17 protein-coding genes and 1 other RNA gene are annotated in these 18,775 nt (G+C 46.6%); 3 read left to right on the top strand and 15 right to left on the bottom strand.

The genetic code is table 11. From position 1 onward, the window contains the following. Window position 1: 1 nt before the first annotated feature. From ACFPTP_RS08750 to ACFPTP_RS08725, 6 genes are all read right to left on the bottom strand, one after another. Window positions 2-1,756, bottom strand: a complete 1,755-nt coding sequence (locus ACFPTP_RS08750; protein WP_381443669.1) for an ABC transporter ATP-binding protein — start codon at window positions 1,754-1,756, stop codon at window positions 2-4. Window positions 1,757-1,830: 74 nt separating this feature from the next. Further along, window positions 1,831-2,163 (bottom strand): YolD-like family protein, encoded by a 333-nt coding sequence (locus ACFPTP_RS08745; RefSeq protein WP_381443668.1) that lies wholly within the window; start codon window positions 2,161-2,163, stop codon window positions 1,831-1,833. Window positions 2,164-2,181: 18 nt separating this feature from the next. After that, entirely contained in the window at window positions 2,182-3,435 is a 1,254-nt protein-coding gene (locus ACFPTP_RS08740) for a Y-family DNA polymerase (protein WP_381443667.1), read from the bottom strand. 188 nt (window positions 3,436-3,623) lie between these two features. Beyond that, on the bottom strand, window positions 3,624-4,424 hold the full coding sequence (locus ACFPTP_RS08735; RefSeq protein WP_381443665.1) for a DUF6612 family protein: 801 nt from the start codon (window positions 4,422-4,424) through the stop codon (window positions 3,624-3,626). A gap of 144 nt (window positions 4,425-4,568) precedes the next feature. Beyond that, window positions 4,569-5,678 (bottom strand): o-succinylbenzoate synthase, encoded by a 1,110-nt coding sequence (gene menC / locus ACFPTP_RS08730; protein ID WP_381443664.1) that lies wholly within the window; start codon window positions 5,676-5,678, stop codon window positions 4,569-4,571. A 75-nt stretch (window positions 5,679-5,753) separates the two neighbouring features. Next, window positions 5,754-6,857, bottom strand: a complete 1,104-nt coding sequence (locus ACFPTP_RS08725; RefSeq protein WP_381443663.1) for a branched-chain amino acid aminotransferase — start codon at window positions 6,855-6,857, stop codon at window positions 5,754-5,756. A gap of 89 nt (window positions 6,858-6,946) precedes the next feature. On the opposite strand from ACFPTP_RS08725, the gene ACFPTP_RS08720 reads away from it, so the two are divergent. Next, window positions 6,947-7,486: a transcription repressor NadR gene (locus ACFPTP_RS08720; protein ID WP_381443660.1), complete on the top strand. Its 540-nt coding sequence runs from the start codon at window positions 6,947-6,949 to the stop codon at window positions 7,484-7,486. Window positions 7,487-7,515: 29 nt separating this feature from the next. On the opposite strand, the gene ACFPTP_RS08715 is transcribed toward ACFPTP_RS08720, so the two are convergent. Then, a complete protein-coding gene (locus tag ACFPTP_RS08715; protein WP_381443659.1) occupies window positions 7,516-8,151 on the bottom strand; it encodes an HD domain-containing protein in 636 nt (211 codons plus the stop codon). Between the two features lie 275 nt (window positions 8,152-8,426). Here ACFPTP_RS08715 and ACFPTP_RS08710 point away from each other — a divergent pair, with 275 nt between their 5' ends. Next, window positions 8,427-8,630, top strand: coding sequence for a cold-shock protein (locus ACFPTP_RS08710; RefSeq protein ID WP_381443657.1), 204 nt, complete (start codon window positions 8,427-8,429; stop codon window positions 8,628-8,630). 51 nt (window positions 8,631-8,681) lie between these two features. Here ACFPTP_RS08710 and ACFPTP_RS08705 read toward each other — a convergent pair whose 3' ends face one another. After that, window positions 8,682-8,870 (bottom strand): zinc-finger domain-containing protein, encoded by a 189-nt coding sequence (locus ACFPTP_RS08705; protein ID WP_381443656.1) that lies wholly within the window; start codon window positions 8,868-8,870, stop codon window positions 8,682-8,684. Window positions 8,871-8,949: 79 nt separating this feature from the next. On the opposite strand from ACFPTP_RS08705, the gene ACFPTP_RS08700 reads away from it, so the two are divergent. Then, window positions 8,950-9,342 carry a ribonuclease HI family protein gene (locus tag ACFPTP_RS08700; protein WP_381443655.1) on the top strand — a complete coding sequence of 131 codons (393 nt, stop codon included), beginning with the start codon at window positions 8,950-8,952 and terminating at the stop codon, window positions 9,340-9,342. Window positions 9,343-9,378: 36 nt separating this feature from the next. On the opposite strand, the gene ACFPTP_RS08695 is transcribed toward ACFPTP_RS08700, so the two are convergent. From ACFPTP_RS08695 to gpsB, 7 genes are all read right to left on the bottom strand, one after another. Then, entirely contained in the window at window positions 9,379-9,975 is a 597-nt protein-coding gene (locus tag ACFPTP_RS08695; protein ID WP_381443653.1) for a metallophosphoesterase family protein, read from the bottom strand. A 22-nt stretch (window positions 9,976-9,997) separates the two neighbouring features. After that, window positions 9,998-10,819 (bottom strand): sulfurtransferase, encoded by an 822-nt coding sequence (locus ACFPTP_RS08690; RefSeq protein ID WP_381443652.1) that lies wholly within the window; start codon window positions 10,817-10,819, stop codon window positions 9,998-10,000. 15 nt (window positions 10,820-10,834) lie between these two features. Beyond that, window positions 10,835-14,425 carry a dynamin family protein gene (locus ACFPTP_RS08685; RefSeq protein ID WP_381443651.1) on the bottom strand — a complete coding sequence of 1,197 codons (3,591 nt, stop codon included), beginning with the start codon at window positions 14,423-14,425 and terminating at the stop codon, window positions 10,835-10,837. 141 nt (window positions 14,426-14,566) lie between these two features. Next, on the bottom strand, window positions 14,567-16,483 hold the full coding sequence (locus ACFPTP_RS08680; protein WP_381443650.1) for an ATP-dependent DNA helicase: 1,917 nt from the start codon (window positions 16,481-16,483) through the stop codon (window positions 14,567-14,569). 67 nt (window positions 16,484-16,550) lie between these two features. Next, entirely contained in the window at window positions 16,551-17,678 is a 1,128-nt protein-coding gene (locus tag ACFPTP_RS08675) for a THUMP domain-containing class I SAM-dependent RNA methyltransferase (RefSeq protein ID WP_381443649.1), read from the bottom strand. Between the two features lie 319 nt (window positions 17,679-17,997). Further along, an RNA gene (rnpB, locus tag ACFPTP_RS08670) (RNase P RNA component class B) lies at window positions 17,998-18,382 on the bottom strand. Between the two features lie 72 nt (window positions 18,383-18,454). Beyond that, entirely contained in the window at window positions 18,455-18,751 is a 297-nt protein-coding gene (gpsB, locus tag ACFPTP_RS08665; protein WP_381443647.1) for a cell division regulator GpsB, read from the bottom strand. Window positions 18,752-18,775: the final 24 nt, after the last annotated feature.

Below are 18,775 nucleotides of genomic sequence, written 5' to 3'. Positions count from 1 at the left end.
ATCACTCTTCCCCTCCTTGCTCGACAAGTACTTCCAATTGTTGCAAGTCATACATTTCTTTATATCTTCCGTTCATTGCAATCAATTCTTCATGCGTACCCGCTTCGACAATCGTCCCTTCGTGCATGACAATTATCTTATGGGCATGCTGAATGGCGCTTAATCGATGCGACGTAATGACGGTCGTCTCGCCTGTCCTCGTCTGTTTCAGCGATTCAAGGATCGCTTCTTCAGTTTTGGCATCGACCGCCGACAGCGAATCGTCCAAAATGAGCAACTCCGGTTGCATGATCAGCGCGCGTGCAATGGATACCCGTTGCTTCTGGCCGCCGGACAATGAAACGCCCCGCTCTCCTACAATGGTCTCATAGCCTTCCGCAAACCCTTCAATATCATCGTGGATATGCGCAAGCCTTGCTGCTTCATAAATCTTTTCCCGATCGATCTTCGGATTCGTGAACGCGATATTTTCTGCAATCGTTGTCGAGAATAAGAAATGATCTTGCGGAACATATCCGATCGACTCGCGTAAACGCTGCTGTTTGTATTTATTGATCGGATGCCCACCATAGACAATGCTTCCTTTATATCCTTCAAATTCCCTCAGTAATAATTTCAGGATGGCCGTTTTTCCTGAACCGGTCTTCCCGACAATGCCGAGTGTCTCCCCGCGATTCAACGTGAAGTGGACATCGCGAAGCGCCGGAGTTTCATCGTCCGGGAATTTGAATTCTTCGATGTCGAAGTGGAGATCGCCTTCCGGACGGCGATCGATGGCTCCCGTGACGTCTTTAATATCCGGATCGATGGACAATAGTTCCGTAATACGGCTATACGAAGCATTTCCGCGTTCCACGATATTGAAGAGGAATCCGAATGCGAGCATTGGCCATACGAGCAGCCCAAGGTATGTACTGAACGCCACCATGTCCCCGATGGACATATCCCCTGCAATGATGAATTTTGTTCCGAAGTAGAAAGATAGAATATAGGATACCGCAAAGATACCTGTGATCGTCGGATCGAAAAGTGCATCGACCTTCGCCACCCGCATATTTTTCGCAACGACATCCGTCGATAGATCCGTAAAATCTTCAATATCTTCCTTCTGCTGTCCGAATGTTTTGATTACTTTAATGCCAGAAATGCTTTCTTGCGTCTTGTCATTCAGATTGGAGAACGCTTCTTGCGCGAAACGGAAACGTTTGCGCAGCAATCTTCCATAATAACTTGTCAGGAAAATCATGAATGGAAACGGGATAAGTGCAATGATTGTCAGTTTCCAGTTGATAGTCAGCGCCATCGTCAAAATGACGAAACCGCCCGTGGAAATGGAATCGACTAATGTTAGAATCCCCATTCCTGCCGTCTGTTGAACGGCGTTGATGTCATTTGTCGCATGTGCCATCAAATCCCCGACCCTTCTCTTTTGATAAAAAGAAGGCGACATCCTTGTAAAATGATTGAATAATTTCTCACGCATTGTGCGCGATAATAGAACCGCGGAGCCGAAGATCATGACGCGCCAGTAATAACGGGACACGTACATGAGAATTCCCGCAACCGCCAAGATGATGAGCCACTTCGTCAGCTCGGAAGCTGTCAATGTGGCTTCCGTAATATCATCGACGATCAAGCCGATGATTTTCGGAGGAAGCAATTGCAATAAGGAGACGAACACAAGCGCTGCGACGCCAAGTCCATATTGTTTCTTCCGTTGTTTGAAAAACCAGCCAAGCTGCAGTAAGACTTTCAAAGTAATCCCCCTTTTTCTCTATCTTTGAATAGTCTATCAAAAGTCTGAACAATAGAAAAGGTACGATTCCTAAATTATTCGGTTTCTGAAATACTTTTTAGGTGGACAAATGGGATCCGGTATGTCCTGCCGTTGTCGGAAATGATGTGCAACGTTCCGTCCAGCGTGTTGATTTTTTGGATGCAGCCTTTGCTCTCCGCTACTTTTTCGTTGTCCCAATAGTGGACGGATAGTTGCAAATTTCTTTCTGCCGCTTCTTGAATCTGGTAGTTCCACTGTTCGATTTGCTGTTCGTCGGGCTGCTGTCTTAATTGATGCTCATCTTCCTTTTGCCATTCCCGCAGTTGCTCGACATGCTCGGGCAGCATCATTGCCGTCCATTTGATGCGTCCTCGGTCACGGATCATCAGATCATCTCCTTTGATTTACTTGTAATGCCCGCCGATGAGTTTGGAGCGATGGACGGCGGTTCCTGCGTCTGTGTAGGAGACGGCGCGGAGGATAGCTGTGGAGCCATATTTTTTTCGCAATGAATCCATTGCTGCCCCGAGCTGGCGGTTGCGCCATTTATGCTGGTCAAAAAGGCTGAGCTGCATGGCATATTCGTTTTCGAGGTTCGCCAGACTGATGGCGATGCGCCGGACGGGGCGGCCGTCGTGGAATTCATCGAGCAGCTTCGTGCAAATCCGGTAAATGGCCATCGTATCGTTCGTCGCTTCATGCATTGAACGAGAGCGCCCGAAGCCTCCTCCGAGCGAATTTTTCGAATAACCGATTGACAGATGGACGGTGCGCCCCGCCTTGCCCGCTACTCTTGCACGCAATGCGACGTCTTCACACATTTCAAGAATGACGGCGAGGATGTCTTCCCTCTTCAGGTAATCGCGATACAAGATCTGCCCCTTTCCATAGCTAATCTGCCCTTCGACAAGCGGTGCACCGAGATCGGATAAGTCGATGCCATGCGCATGATGATACAATTGATTGCCCATGACGCCGAATTTCGTTTCGAGCCGCTCGAGAGGCGTGTGAGCTAAATCACCCACTGAAAAGATCCCCATATTGTTCAGCGTCCTTTCCAGCCGGCTGCCGATTCCCCACATGCGGCTGAGCGGTGCGACCGGCCATAGCCTCTTCGGCACATCTTCATACGTCCATCGGGCGAAGCCGGTCTTTTTCGCATCCAAGTCAAGAGCGAGCTTCGCCATCAGCATATTCGGCCCCATTCCGCAGGCGGATCGGAGCTGGTATTGGCTGACAAGCTCATCTTGGATCCGTTCGACTGTTTGTTCCGGAGGCCCCCATAATCGTTCCGTCCCTCCTAAGTCAATGAAGCTTTCGTCGACGGAGTACACATGGATTGCCTCTTTCGGTACGTAGCGGTTCAAATTTTTGGCGATTTCCATCGAGACATCGATGTAAAACTGCATTTTCGGTTCAATCAACCGTATGGACGGGTCATCAGGGATTTCATATAGCCGCATTCCGGTCTGCACGCCGAATTCCTTCTTCAAGGCAGGCGAAGCCGCTAGGACGATGCCTCCTTTCCGTTCTTTATTGCCGATGATGGCGATCGGCGTATCCATGACATCGAGCCCTTCGATTGCAGCCGCACAACTGGCATAGAAGCTTCGCATATCCAGACATACGATTTTGCGGTCCGGCAAATCTTCATACATGCATATCCCTCCCGAAAATAAAAGAACATCCGTTCTGTATAGTATACCCGGAACAGATGTTCATATTCAATGGTCCTTATTGCCAATTGGGAAAAATGGAAAGCGAAGTGCTATGGTGTAGTCTTTTAGTCCCTTGTTGTGTAAATGAAAAAGCATCCACCCGGTTCAAGGATAGATGCTTCTTCACTTCATTCCGCTGCCATATCACTGACTTCCTTCGGCAACTTGAAATCTTCGATATCATTGAAATAGCTGTATGTGGCATTCAGCTTCTGGCGTGATCGATAGGAGTTCCCGTCACGATAGTTCCTCATATCTGAGGATAATTTAAAGCTCGTCACATATGAAGTCTTTTTATTGAACGTGATGACCAATTCCACTTTGTCGACGATGCTGAATCCGTCCTCTCGAGGGCCGACGTCCGGGAAGAGTTCCTTGAGCCGTTTAAATCCATCGCGGTCCAACGCTAACTTCAATGCATATCCATACTCGATCGGTTCCAATATAAATTCGTCCTCGAATTCTTTGAACTTGGACAAGTCAAGGGCCGGGTATGCTTCCGCCACTAATGTGCCAAACAGTTCATCAACTGAACCAGATGGCAATTCATCCCATTCGTTTGTGCGGTCGTCAATTACAAATACCCGATCCCCCACTTGATACAAGTCCATATTCCAAGCATTCGCGCCGCGCGGCTGGACATTCGACTGCAAATGAACTTTCGCAGGGTCAAGGAAAGCATCGACTTTCATATCGAATTTCACTCCGGCTTTCTCGTTATTTTCGATATCGCCATCATAGACCGTCACCGCGTAATCATCAAAGACGATATGTGAACGGACAGCTTTCAATGAGTTGTCCATCGCTTCCTGGGATTTATCCAATAAATCTCCGGCCGTCATTTTCTTTTGAGCTGTTCCTGAATTGCTGCAAGCAGCCAAAAGAAGAACAAGCGATCCGACAGCAAGGGCACTAATTATTTTTTTCACATGAAAACTTCCTCTCTACAAAACCTACAATCATTTTACTGGAATAAGCGCACTTCATCAATCCATTGGACGGATATTGCGATAGAGAAGTTGCATTATCACGAACAGCGGAAGAGTTCTCATTCCTGTCGATGAAGTTCTCATTCACGCCCGATATTGCCAGATATCTGTTGTGAATTCCTCAATGGTACTGAGATCTGGAGTAAAACCGATTCCCGGAGCAGTCGGCACAGTGATATACCCATCTTCCACGACCACCTCCGGTTCAATGATATCCTTTTCCCAATAACGGGATGAACCCGCTGTATCGCCTGGCAGGACGAAGTTTGGAAGAGACGTCAATGCAATATTATGAGCGCGTCCGATTCCAGCCTCGAGCATGCCGCCACACCAGACGGGAACGCCTTTTTCCATGCAATAATCGTGGATCCGCTTCGCCTCGGACAAGCCTCCGACTCTCCCGATTTTCACATTGATGACTTTTGTACTTCCAAGTTCGACCGCTTTCCGCACGTCTTCCAATGAATGGATGCTTTCGTCGAGGCAGATCGGCGTCTTCATCTGTTTCTGCAAGACGGCATGGTCGACAATATCATCATGTGCAAGCGGTTGTTCGATCATCAGAAGATCGAATTTATCCAACCGCTTTAACAGGTCGATATCATCCAGGGAATAAGCTGAATTTGCATCCGCCATAAGCGGCACGTCGGGGAAAGCCTCCCTCAAACCGCGCAGGATATCCATTTCCGCTCCCGGCTTGATTTTCACTTTGATGCGTTTATAGCCTTCCTCCAAATAACGTTGCACGTGATCGGTCAAATCGACCAGATCTTTTTGAATTCCGATGCTGATGCCTACTTCAATCCGTTGACGCTGACCGCCTAACGCTTCGGCTAATGGGATCCCTTCCCGTTTTGCATAAAGATCCCAGACCGCGCATTCAAGGGAGGCCTTTGCCATATTGTTTCCACGGATAGGCGCGAACAGGCTGCCAACCCGATCGGGATGCAGGATTTCCTTCCCAAGCAGCAGGGGGATTAGGAAATCACGGAGCATGTGCAAATTCGTTTCCACTGTTTCTTCCGTATACCATGGAGCATCGAAAGCGACTGATTCGCCCCAGCCCATGTTCCCCAATTCATCATGCACTTCCAGCAACAGAAATTGCTTGTCCTGCATCGTCCCGAAACTTGTTAAAAAAGGTTCCTTCATTCTCATTTTCATCTTGCGGATTGTCACGTCTGTAATTTGCAAAATCGATTCACCTTCCCGCAGTTCGATAAATACCTAAAAGACACCCTGCCGTCGCCGACAGGATGCCTGCACAAATCAATTATGACTTGGTGCGACTGCTGTATCGATGTCCACAGTCATCCGCCATCCGAACGGATCTTCCGTTCTTCCAGTTTGGATGCCCGTCATCGTGTCATACACCCTTTGCGCCAATTCGCCAATCTCTCCGTTATTGATAGTGATTTTCTTATCGTTCCAATAAAGTTCCCCGATTGGAGAGATGACCGCTGCTGTGCCCGTCCCGAAAGCTTCCTCTAATTTCCCGGACTGATAAGCTTCGTATAGTTCTTCCATCGAAATCTTCCGTTCTGTGATAGGGATGTCCCAGTGCTGCAGCAATTCAATGACGGATTTTCGTGTGATCCCTTCCAGAATGCTTCCATTGAGTTCGGGTGTGACAACTTCCCCGTTCAATTTGAAGAAGACGTTCATCGCACCGACTTCCTCGATGTATCGGTGCTCCTTCCCATCGAGCCAGAGTACTTGTGAATAGCCTTTCGCTTCCGCCACTTCCTGAGCTTTCATCGCACCGGCATAGTTTCCTGCCGTTTTTGCACTGCCTGTCCCGCCTGTCACTGCACGGACAAATTCAGATTCGACCGCAATCTTGACAGGGTTGATGCCTTCCTTGTAATAGGCGCCGACCGGTGAAAGAATGATCATGAAGCGGTATGTTTTTGACGGAGCAACCCCAAGATACGGCTGTGTCGCGAAGATGAAAGGACGGATGTAAAGGGACGTCCCCTCGATGTTCGGAATCCAATCTTTATCGACTTGAATCAGTTTCCGAAGGCCGGAAAGGGCAAGTTCTTCGTCGAAAGCCGGGATGCAAAGCCTGTCATTCGAACGGTTCAATCTTTTCATATTCTCTTCGGGTCTGAAAAGAAGCACTTCCTCATCTTCCGTCACATATGCCTTCAACCCTTCGAACACTGTTTGTCCGTAGTGGAATACCATTGCCGCGGGATCGAGCAAGATCGGTTCATACGGAACAATCTTCGGGTCATGCCAGCCCTGCTCTTCCGTATACTCCATCGTAAACATATGGTCAGTAAAAACAGTTCCGAATGAAAGCTGATCGAACGCCGGCTTCATTTTCGGATTCAAGGTCTTTTCAACTTGGACTACTGAATTTGTCATTGTAAATCCCCCTTCTGTTATGTATTTTTTCATTATACACGAAACTGTGAAGACAGATATGTTAAAATGGTTGAAATGGAGTGATGATATTGACTGGAACTGAGAAAATGCCCGGAGAAGAGCGCCGGCAAGTGATTTTGGAAACATTGCAGAAAGCCGATAGCCCGTTGACAGGCAAAGAGCTTGGTGAAATGACGAATGTCAGCCGCCAAGTCATCGTCGGTGATATTACCTTATTAAAAGCGAAGAAGGAACCAATCCTTGCGACGAGTCAAGGGTACATCTATATGCACACGTCTGCTGGACCGGAGAAGATCGAGAAGGTGCTCGTCTGCTACCATACTCCCGAACAGACGGAGGAAGAGTTGAATATTCTCGTCGATCATGGACTGACTGTGAAGGATGTGAAAGTCGAACACCCTGTCTACGGCGACTTGAGTGCTTCCATCATGGTGGCAAACCGTCTGGAAGTGAAGGAATTCATAAGGCGGGTCAATGAAGCGAATGCGGTATACCTTTCCAATCTAGCTGAGGGAGGCATCCATCTTCACACAGTCATCGCCGACGACCAATATCAAATTGACAATGCAGAAATTGCATTGAAAAAAGCGGGTATCCTTGTCGAGTGAAGGATGCCCGCTTTCCTATTTTTCAATGCTCATTTTGCAGCTCCGATTTCCGCATTTAACTGATCTAAAAAAGAGACCATGAAATCATGGCGTTCCTTCGCGAGACGTTTTCCTTCCTCGGTCACCATCAAATCCTTCAACAAAAGGAGTTTTTCATAAAAATGTGTCACAGAAGCCGTATTTTTGGAACGGTACTCATCCTCGGACATTTGCGTTCTTGCAATTTCATCCGCATCATATAATTTTCTTCCCCTTGCCCCTCCGAAAGCGAAAGTTCGAGCAATGCCGATTGCACCGATAGCGTCAAGCCGATCGGCATCCCTCACAATCGCCCCTTCAATCGAAACGATCTCTTCTTCGTTTCCGCCATTGAATGAAACGCTTTTGATCGTTTCAAGAACCTTAGTCGCCAACCCGTCCTCTGCTCCAGCTGCATCAAGCAGCTCAAGAGCGGACACGCTGCCGGCCTCTTTATATTTCGGGTCATCGATATCATGCAAGAGGACGGCAAGCCGAACGACGGTCATATCCGCATCTGGCATCACCCGCGCAATATCCTCGGCATTTTTCATAACCCGCAAAATATGATCATAATCATGGCTCGCATCGAACCGCTCATATATTTCGATCACTTGCTCTGTACATCTTTCAATTATTTTATTCATTTGAACACCTTCTCATTTTTAATTTACCTATATAAGGATTGAAGCGTAAGGCGCGACTCCAGCGGGAATAGCGCGAGCTGAAAGCCCCGCAGACACGAAGTGGCGAGGAGATTGAAGCCGTGCCCGCGGAAAGCGTCGCCTGAAGCGGAAATCCGGTATACCTGATTCGACTGAAAATTTAGGCATGTCATTGACGTATAATGTCGATTCATGTATAGTTAATGCAACCATGTTAATAATGGGAAAGACATTGAAATGCCGAGGGAGGAATAAGCATGTACCAAGGTAAAGTAAAATGGTTCAGCAATGAAAAAGGTTATGGTTTCATTGAAACGGATAACGGCGAAGACGTGTTTGTCCACTATACCGGCATTATGTCAGATGGGTTCAAGACATTGGATGAAGGCCAGACCGTATCCTTCGAAATCGTGGAAGGTAACCGCGGACCCCAAGCTGCAAATGTCTTGACTATAACATGAATATGAATATGTATACGAGCAATATCCCGCCGAGGTAATCCTGGCGGGATATTATTTTGTCAATTTATTCATTTCATTTCCTAGAAATTGAAGTTGTTCCCCGATTGTGCATGTCTGAATGCAAAACTGATGAGCCCCGGTTTTTCCGAGGTCCTTCGCCTGTTGCCTTTTGACAAAACATCCTTCACAATACGTATCAAGCACTTCATTGATTTCATTCATGACTGTCAATTTATCCATAGCAGCCTCCCAGTAAAGTCGTTTATTCATTTTAATATGCTTTTCAGCGGGTTGCAACAAACATAAGGAGAGATGGGATATGATCGAATTGTACGTAGATGGCGCAAGTGCCGGAAATCCGGGCAAAAGCGGCATCGGAATATACATCAAAGGTGAGGGTAAAATAGTCAAACTCTCCGAACCAATCGAGCCGACGAACAACCATACAGCTGAATTCCTTGCCCTTCTACGCGGAATGGAGGAAGCAGCAAAACTGACAACGGGAATCGTTTCTGCCCGTTCGGATTCAAAAGCCGTCGTCTCCGCAGTGGAAAATGAATATGTCAAAAACGAAATCCATAAAGTCTATTTGGATAAAATCCTATCCATCGCCAAAACATTCGACTTCTTTTTCATTAAGTGGATACCGGACACCGAAAATCGCGCCGCGGATGCCCTTGCCAGGGAAGCTATTCAAAAACAAGGGAATTGATAAGAAGCATTCACCGGCCGGCAAATGCTCCTTATCCTACTTCACCTTCATAAAAGTAACAGTATCCTGCATGTCGTCGTAGAGTACCCATTCCTTATCGAAAACGACAGCACCGACATTGATAAGCGTTTGACCGTCCTTCACATCATATGGTTGATCAAAAAGGATGGTCTCATTTTCAATGCCATTGCGCAGCATCCCCGAACGATGGCTGTGACCGTAAAATGTCAGGTTTTTCGATACTTCCGCTTCTATTAACGACCACGGTTCCCCTCCCCACTTCCACTGATGGCCATGGATCACTTCCACTTCGCCAAGTTCGATTCTTTCCGGCATTGCGGAAAGCATTCCGAGCAAAGGGTCATCCGTTTCCGTAATGAGCAGTATCCGTTCTTCCTGGTTCCCTTTCACTGACGGGAAAGTAAGCAACTCCACAAAACCTTCAGGCAATATCATCACTTCGTCAAAACTGCTATACGTGCGCTCATTCACAAAGCGCTTGCTGATCGTGCATTCGAACAGGTCCCCGGTACTGATCAAAACAGCCTCGGGAGCCCGTTCTTTAATATCGGAAAGAACGTCCTCCAAATCCGCTTTGGAAGAATGAACATCCCCAAAAATTGCATATTGCATTGTACTGCCGCACCGCCTTCGTTTACCCTTTTTCCACTTCAACGACTTCCCTTGAAAGCCAGTCGCTGTAACTACCTACATATAGCTTCACATGTTCATAGCCATGCTGCTTCAGCATCGCATATAACGGAGCGGCTGTTACACCGCTTCCGCAGTACACGACAACTGCATCATCATGCTGAACGACTTCTGATAATTGTTTGCCCACTTCACTATCCAAGTTGAAGGAGCCATCTTTTTTTAACTGTTCCCAGTCGAAATTTCGCGCTCCCGGAATATGACCAGCAATCGGATCAATCGGCTCGACTTCGCCGCGGTACCGTTCAGCAGAACGAGCGTCTAACAATACGGTGCCGGTTTCCCCGGCGACCGTCTTTTCGACGTATTCTCGGGGAGCAAAAATCGATTCATCCCAGATGGGGACGAAATTCGATTGCTCAGGGACATCCGCTTCTTCAGAGACTGGAATCCCCATCGCTGCCAATTCCGCAAAGCCTTCCTTTAGAATGAAGGAGTTTTTGAATCCGCCGTATTGGAGCACCCACCATGCCCTTGCCGCAAAAGGACTGCCGCCATCATCGTAGACAAATATCCGGTCATTGAGCTCCAAACCGCTTTGCCGGAATAATGCTGTCAACGTCTCCTTATCGGGCAATGGATGCCTTCCGGTTTTCTTCGTCATATCAGAAAGGTCATCCTCGAGGTCCCAGTACATTGCACCTTTAATATGCCCTTCTTCAAACTTTTTTCTCCCCAATTCGTTGTCCTGTAATGAAAAACGTGCATCGATCCATTTTATGTCTTGAACATCTACTTCATTGATCGACTTGAAAACTTCACTCATTTCAACTCATCCCCTTTAGTTGATTTTTTCATGAATTGAGCGCCATTCGTCCAGCTGCTCCGTATCCTGCAGGAGAGATCGTTCTGAATCGATCTGTTTGATGCTTTGTTTCAATAAATGCAGCCTCAGCCCTTCCGCTTCCGCTTCGATCCACTGCTCCGCCCAAAGCTCGATTTGTTCTTTTTCCTTGCCCAAATAGATAGAAGCATCTTGTTTCAAACGTTCTTCCAGATTGTTTTTCAATACGAGACGATCCCCTTTTTCGAAAAACGACTTCTGGTTTTTGAATGAACGGTTGACATCTCTATAATGGGCGGGATTATCAAAAGGTGCAGCAAATGACAGCATCTCAGCATCGTCCGGCTCATACGGAGACGGGGAAATGGAACTGTCTTTTTCCGAAAGGAACCGCACTTCCGAACGCTCCCGCTCCTTCAATAACTTATTCATGAAATTCAGCATACGTAAATTGGTCACTTTCAATTCTTGTGTCAAATCGAAGCCGACCATCTGTACTGTTTCGGAAAGTGCCATCATGAGCGCCTTGTCGGCAGGATGATTGGCGAATGTCGAAGGACTATAGCCTTCCTTGAAGAAGTCCCCGAAACGAAGGAATACCCGCTGTAAAATATAGTAAACCAATTCATTCAATTCATTGTTGGAAGCTTTACGGATCACTTCTGCAAAACCGTTTGCATAACGTGCCCGTACCTCCTGTTCGAAGCGATCAAGCTCCACTAGGCGCTCTGCCTTACGTGTCCTGTTCACTTCCGCACGTTCAATCAATATCGATAAGCGATTGACGGCTTTAGCCGCCTCTTCTTCCAATGCCTGGACGGCAAGCCCTTTCAAGTCATCCTTCAAGAAATGGCTGAAGTGCTGTTCAAAAGTTTCCATGGAGCTATCCTGACGGCCACCAAGCTTCGCTTCCAATGCCTGCAAACTGGAAATACCGTGAACACGAGGATGGCGGATTCCAAAAGCAGCCAATTCCTGCTCAACGAATGAAAGGACCGTTTGCGCTTCTTCTTCATTATTCGCCAAATCAATTGCATTGACGATGAAGAACATCTTATCCAATTCAAATGCATCTTTCACCCGACCGAGCTGGATCAGGAATTCACGGTCAGCTCGTGCAAAGGCATGATTATAATAAGTGATGAAAAGGATTGCATCCGCATTCCGAATATAATCGAACGCAACGTCGGTATGCCGGGCATTGATGGAGTCCGCTCCCGGTGTATCGACCAAAGTGATGCCTTGCCTCGTCAAAGGACAGTCGATATACAAATCGATGGAGTCGACGAAACAGCTTCTTTCCTCCTCCGCCACGAATCGGGTGAATTCGGTTTGTTCGACGTTCATGACGGTTCCGAGTCTATCCTTATAGACCGGGTAGCCCGTCTGGAATGCACGGATGAATGTTTTATGGATGTGCAGGCCTTCGTTTTCCAGCTCTTTCCCTAAGACGTCATGAGCTTTCCTGAACGCTTCTTCCAACGATGAAATCGGCATTCCGAGCGCTTCGAATGAAAATGCAACGTCCTCGGTCATCTGGCCGGCCGTTTTCAAATGAACATCCGCTGTTCGATCCTCTTTCCCTGCCGCTACAGGTCTGATCCGGTTGATGGCAGCTGTCGTTGGATTAGGTGAAACCGGCAATACCCGGTCGCCAATCAAGGCATTGGAGAATGATGATTTTCCAGCACTAAATGCTCCAAATAAAGCGACTGTGAATTCCTGATCGGAAAGACGTTCCGCTTTATTCCGCAAATAATCGGCCATCTCTGAAAATCCAGGGATATCCATTACCGACTGCGCAATATGCAATGCATTTTCGATGACACTTTCCGCGTCAGACCGGGTCGGATGAACTTCACGATCATTTGTCTGTTCTTGTTTAACCGCCACTGTTTCTGTGACGCTTGCTGCCGTTTCCAGGTCATCGAGTTCAATCGTTTCGATATCCGCTTTTTTCTCCCAATGCTTAAGCAAAGATTCGCTTGCCGCTTTCAGTTTGGCAGTTGGAGCGGCTAGGCTATCAATAAATTCAGCCTGTTTACGTTCGATCTCATTCACTTGGGCAATGGCAGACAACTTTTGTTCAAGCGACTGAATCGTTTGAAGCAGCGGCTCCGATTGTTCATTGCCTGCGGATGCGGCCAAATCGGACATTTCTTGTTTCCAATCATCGGTCCGTTTGCGTAAAAATTGCTGGATGGCTGTTTTCATCTGGTCTGCCATATTTAAAACAGTTTCTCCCGTGACAACATCCGAAACATTGAACTGAGCGTCAATCACTTCGAAAGGCATTGCCATATCCATCTCGTCGATCTCAATGGAACGCTCATCCGTCATCAGCCCGGCATCTTTGAGCGACTTTTTCATTAGTGCCTTCAAATGTACTTCAATCTGTGTATGTATCAGGTTTGACAGGTTGGAAGCAAGGGAATCCCTTCTCCTCGCTTTCTCCTCCGCAGTCTTTTTGGCGCCAAATAATAGGCCAACCTTGAATCGCGAAGATTTCGACTCCAAATAGTCCTTCAGCAGCTCCCTCGTTTCAAAAGGGCTGACGGAAGCGTTGCGCAGCAAATCATTTCGTTCCCGTTCGAAAGTGGCATAAAATTCATCTCCCGAAAGAAGGGACGCACGCTTCTTCAGCTCGCTCAATTCCACGGAAAGTTCTTCGTAATCATTCCATTCAACGTCCGAAACGATGTCGGCATAGGCCGATTTGCAATCGGCTTTCTCCTCTTCCAAAAATGCCATATGTTCCTCTTTCAATTTCAAAAGCGATTGTTCGGCGTTTTCCAGAAAATGATCCTGCCAATTGACAATCGAGCCTTCGACAATGCCTTTCACCTTTTCAAAATCATTGAATGGAAGGTGATCGGACTTTAAGGATGTGTAGAAGATCCCTTTCGGCTCGACGCCCCATAGCTTGAAAGAATCTTCAACGGATTTTTTGAAGTCCTCGAAAGGCAATTCGCTTTCCCGATGCTTGTCAATTTGGTTAATAATCAGATAGACATTGGCGTTATAACGCAATAATTCTTTCGTGAATTTGAAATTCAGCTCCGATTGGACATGGTTATAGTCCATCGTGTAGAAAACGAGATCGGCGAGATGCAGAGCCGATTCCGTCGACAGGCGGTGGGCATCATCCGTCGAATCGACTCCAGGTGTGTCCATGACCGTTATCGCTTCTGGTAATTTGGATGCTGGATGTCCGATTTCGATAAGGGAAATCTCTGCTCCATCTTTACTGAAAGACTTGATGGCATCGAAGAAGTGAGGGCCTTTATATTTCACTAAAGAGCCGTCTGTCCGATGGATAATCGCAAATTCTTCATCGCTCTTCTTCACTTTGACAATATTGGCGCTCGTCGGGATTGGACTTGTCGGTAAAAAGTCTTCGCCTGTCAACGCATTGATCATAGAGGATTTGCCGGCGGAGAAATGACCTGCGAATCCTATGACAAACTCTTCATCCACTAATTTCCGAGCTAAAGAAGCTGCTTTTCTTAAACGTTCTTCATCGTGATTATTGTTGAATAAATGACCGTAAATAGCTGTTCGTTCCAAAATCTCTTTATTATCAAACATAATATTCGATCCTTCCTAACATTCTCTATCCACTATACCATTTTTCTTAATCAATCGATTTATATTGAAAATTCGAAGTTTATGTATACGAAAAGCTGTCTTTAATCGAGGATTCCCGATGAAAAAGACAGCTTATAGTTATTATTTCTTAACGAACGTCTGAAGATCTACCGGAAAAATTCCGTCGATCACTTCTTTCATTTCCTGTTCAAGGCCTTCCAACAGGATATGCACACTACCATAGTCTTCCGAAGTCCGAATGAGTCGGCCGGCCCCTTGTCTCAGTCGAAGCAGCATGAACGGCAAATCCACTTCTTCAAATGGATTTTCCGCATGTTTCCTGCGTGCGTCGAATAAAGGGTCGTGAGGAGGAAACGGCAGATCGTAAATGATGACCCGAGTCAGGGCATCTTGCGGAATATCCAGGCCTTCCCATAGATGATACGAACAAAGCACGGAAATTTCCTTCTGTTGGAACTCACGGATGATTGACGACAACTCCCGTTCGCCTTCAAATGCGATTCCTTTTCTTTGTTCTTCATTCAACTCTGCTTGGAATTCCTTCATCGATTGTTCCGATTTGAACAGCAGCAAAGTCTGTTGGCCGTCCTTCAGCAAGTCGAGCACATAGTTCGGCTTTTCTCCTTCGCCGAGATCAGCGGCGATGACTTCCATTTTTTCTTCGTAATCGAAAGGCGATTCCACTGAAAACGAAAGGAAGTCTTCGATGCCAAGACTATCCAATATATAGGAGAAATCCTGTCCGACTGAAAGTGTGGCTGACGAGAAAACAATCGGCATATTGGCGGAAAACAGCTTTTCTTTCAAAATATCCGTGACGAGACGCGGCATGATGATCAGTGTCATCCCATCTTTGCCCATTTCCAGCCAGTCGACAGCATCATTCTCAGACACGAATAATTCCATGGAATATATATACTGCTCCAAGTATTCTTCGACCATTTTCAAATCATATTCCGGAATGATATATAATTCGCCTTCAAACACGAATTCTTCCAGCAAAGCGGTCGAGATGGAGATCGCTTCCCTACCGACAGAAAGGATTTCCCCGCTTTTCCGGATCGCTTTCCGTTCATCCGCGCTATCATTCGTTGCCGATTTCAGCAGACGGAAAAAATGTTCGTGAACATCTATTAGTCGTTCCATCAACTGCAACGTCTCTTCCCGGACACCGTCGACCATAATCCTCTCCAATAAATTAAGCAACGTATGATTTTGCACTTCATACGTTAGCGCACGCTGAGCGGAATACTCGAGCAGATGCCCTTCGTCGAACACGATCATCGATACATCTGGAAGCAATGGCAATTGGCCTTGGCGCTTCCGCGATTCCTTCGTCCAAATATGCTCCATATAGAAGTCATGCGAGCAAATGATCAAATCTGCCGCTTCGCGATAATGATTCCGGTGGATCGTCTGGCCGCATCGATTTCGGATATCGCATGCCGCACATTGTTGAATAGGATGGAAATTCATCGTTTTCCATTGTTCATCGTTCAAGTGAGGATAGTCCGATCGTTCTCCATACGGGAAGACCGATTGCAGCGAGACGTTGCCGTTGACGAAATCCGGCAAGCTGCTATGGACATTTTCTGCAAAGTCCTCCATTGAGGCATCTACAGCCTCATCCAATCGCTTCAGGCATAAATACTGATCCCTAGCTTTAGCAAGACGGACGTCAATATCAATTTGCAATGCGTCACTGATTTTGCGGATATCGCCTTCCTCTTTCACAAGCTGATCGATCAACGTTTCATCCGCACAGGAAATGAGGGCAGGTTTGCCTGTATATCTCGCGTAAGCAATTGCAGGCAATAAATAGGCGATTGTCTTCCCTGTTCCGACGCCTGCTTCTGCAAGCAAGACCTTTTTTTCTTTCAGCGCTTGTTCAATTTGAAATGCCATATAGATTTGTTCATCTCTGCATTCGAATCCCTTTTCGGTCAAATCGTCATATAATGTATCGCCAATCCAGTCATTCAAGGATTCATAGAATGATTTTTCTTTAGTTAATGAAAATGGCATTTTCCTTTTCATTTGCGCTCCCCTTTCCTTTCGCACATGGAAACGGAAGAGGCAGGACCTCTTCCGTCAAATCTGTTTCTTATTTTCGCTGACCCCAAAACTGATAAAAGTCCGTTCTGATGAAACCATTGAACAACTTTCGTTTCTTCGTCGCTTTTTTCCCGTACATCGTCTCAAAGTTTTCCAATGAAGAAAGCATGTAGACAGACCATGATGGATACCTATCCATTATATGGCCGACGACCCGTGCAAGTTCCTCGGCTTCTTCAATTTCACCCAATCGCTCCCCATAAGGAGGATTTCCGACAAGCACGCCGTTCAAACCTTCAACAGTCAAATCTTTAACATCGCGCTGTTCGAACCGGATCAAATCCATGTAGCCCGCTTCCACTGCGTTTTGCTGGGCAATCTTGATCATCTTCGGATCAACGTCAAAACCTTGAATATCAAGAGGCTGGTCATATTTCGCAAGATCTTCCGCCTCTTCCCTGACACGGTCCCAAATCGCCTGTTCCATCCAAGGCCATTGTTCACTGCTGAAATCGCGGTTATAGCCAGGCGCGATTTGCTGCCCGATCATGGCCGCTTCGATTGCAATCGTTCCGGAACCGCAAAACGGATCAACGAACGGTCTGTCGGGATTCCAACGCGTCAATTTAACGAGTGCTGCAGCCATCGTTTCTTTGATTGGCGCATCACCTTGACCGACTCGGTAGCCGCGTTTATGCAAGCCCGCTCCGCTTGAATCGATAGTCAATGTGACTTTATCTTTCAATATGGATACTTCAAGTTTGAAAAGAGGACCTGTTTCATCGAGAAAGCCGATTCGATTATATGCTGATTTTAACCGTTCTACGATTGCTTTTTTTACGATTGCCTGACAGTCCGGTGTGCTGTACAATGTCGACTTCACCGATTTGCCCGATACAGGGAATTTAGCGTCTACGGGTAAATATTGTTCCCACGGAAGGGATTTCGTCTGTTCAAAAAGATCATCGAATGTAGTCGCTGTGAATTCGCCAACGATGATGCGTACGCGGTCCGCAACACGAAGCCACATATTTGTTTTGGCGATTGCTGTTTCATCGCCTTCGAAATAGATTTTCCCGTTTTCGGTTTTCGTCTGGAAGCCGAGTTCTTTCACTTCATCCGCAACAATCGATTCAAGCCCCATGGCGGATGTGGCGACCAATTTATAATTTGTCATGCATTACCAACTCCAATTCTGATCATGTCTATATGTAGTCTGAATATCTTAATGGAAAAGGCTGTTGCTTTCCGTTCCAGCACTCGCTTTCCGCGGGCGTTGCCTCAGCCTCCTCGTCGCTACGCTCCTGCGGGGTCTTCGACTAACGCTATTCCCGCAGGAGTCTCGCGCTTTCACTCCAAGCAACAGCAACCACAATTAGTAATCTAATCTTATGTAGTTTGTGTTATGACTTAATAATCAATTCATATCCCAATAACGTAGAAATGCTCTCCAAACGAGTAGGAGAGCATTGATTGTTATGTTGAACCATCGTAAATTCGATAAGCCATGTTTTGTTCCCGTGTACTCAAACGGCTTGCGCCTCGTACTTAGGGTGGTAATCATCTATCTACAGACAATGTCTGTCCCTTCATCCGTTCAATTCCTTCAGAAGAGTGCCCCTACCATAATTTGGGTTTCTCGCTCGTGGGGTTTACCGCGTTCCACCTGATCCGTTTCCGGATCAGCTACGTCACTGTGGCACTTTTCAGGGGACCTCGCCCATATGTGCAAAGCACACTTAGGACTTATCCCCGCCGTCAATGCGCAATGCGCAAAGCCTCGGCTTATTTTTTCACCGAGCACGGACACTACGGTCATCTCAGAACCGTGCGAGCATGGACTTTCCTCTACAACTGTCGTTGCAGCGATTACCTGAATTCACGCTATGGTTATAATAGTATACTGCAATTTTCGACAAATATCAACGTATTTCTTCTACGCAATTGATGAAATCATTCGTGGTCGTACAATTTGCTGCCGAATACATGCTTCTCCAGATTGGAAATCCTTTTTAACAGGTCAAAGTTTGTAGTATTGGCATTCGTTGCCGCTGGACGTTTGGAGGCTGAAGCAAGTTCATCCCTCAACTTCTCATTTTCCATACGCAACTCTGATATCGTTTTTTTGAAAGCTTCATAGTCCTGGATGACTTGATCCAGGAAAAGATCCACATCTTCTTGATTATATCCGCGTAAACCTGTTTTAAATTCCTTTTCAAGTATCGATTTAGAATCAAGTTTTATTTCCATCTAATGACGCCCTTCCATCTATGT

The sequence above is a fragment of the Sporosarcina koreensis genome, assembly GCF_042655825.1.
Taxonomy (GTDB): Bacteria; Bacillota; Bacilli; order Bacillales_A; family Planococcaceae; genus Sporosarcina; species Sporosarcina koreensis.
Note: the sequence above shows the minus strand (reverse complement) of the source record. Positions and strands in the feature narration are given on the sequence as shown.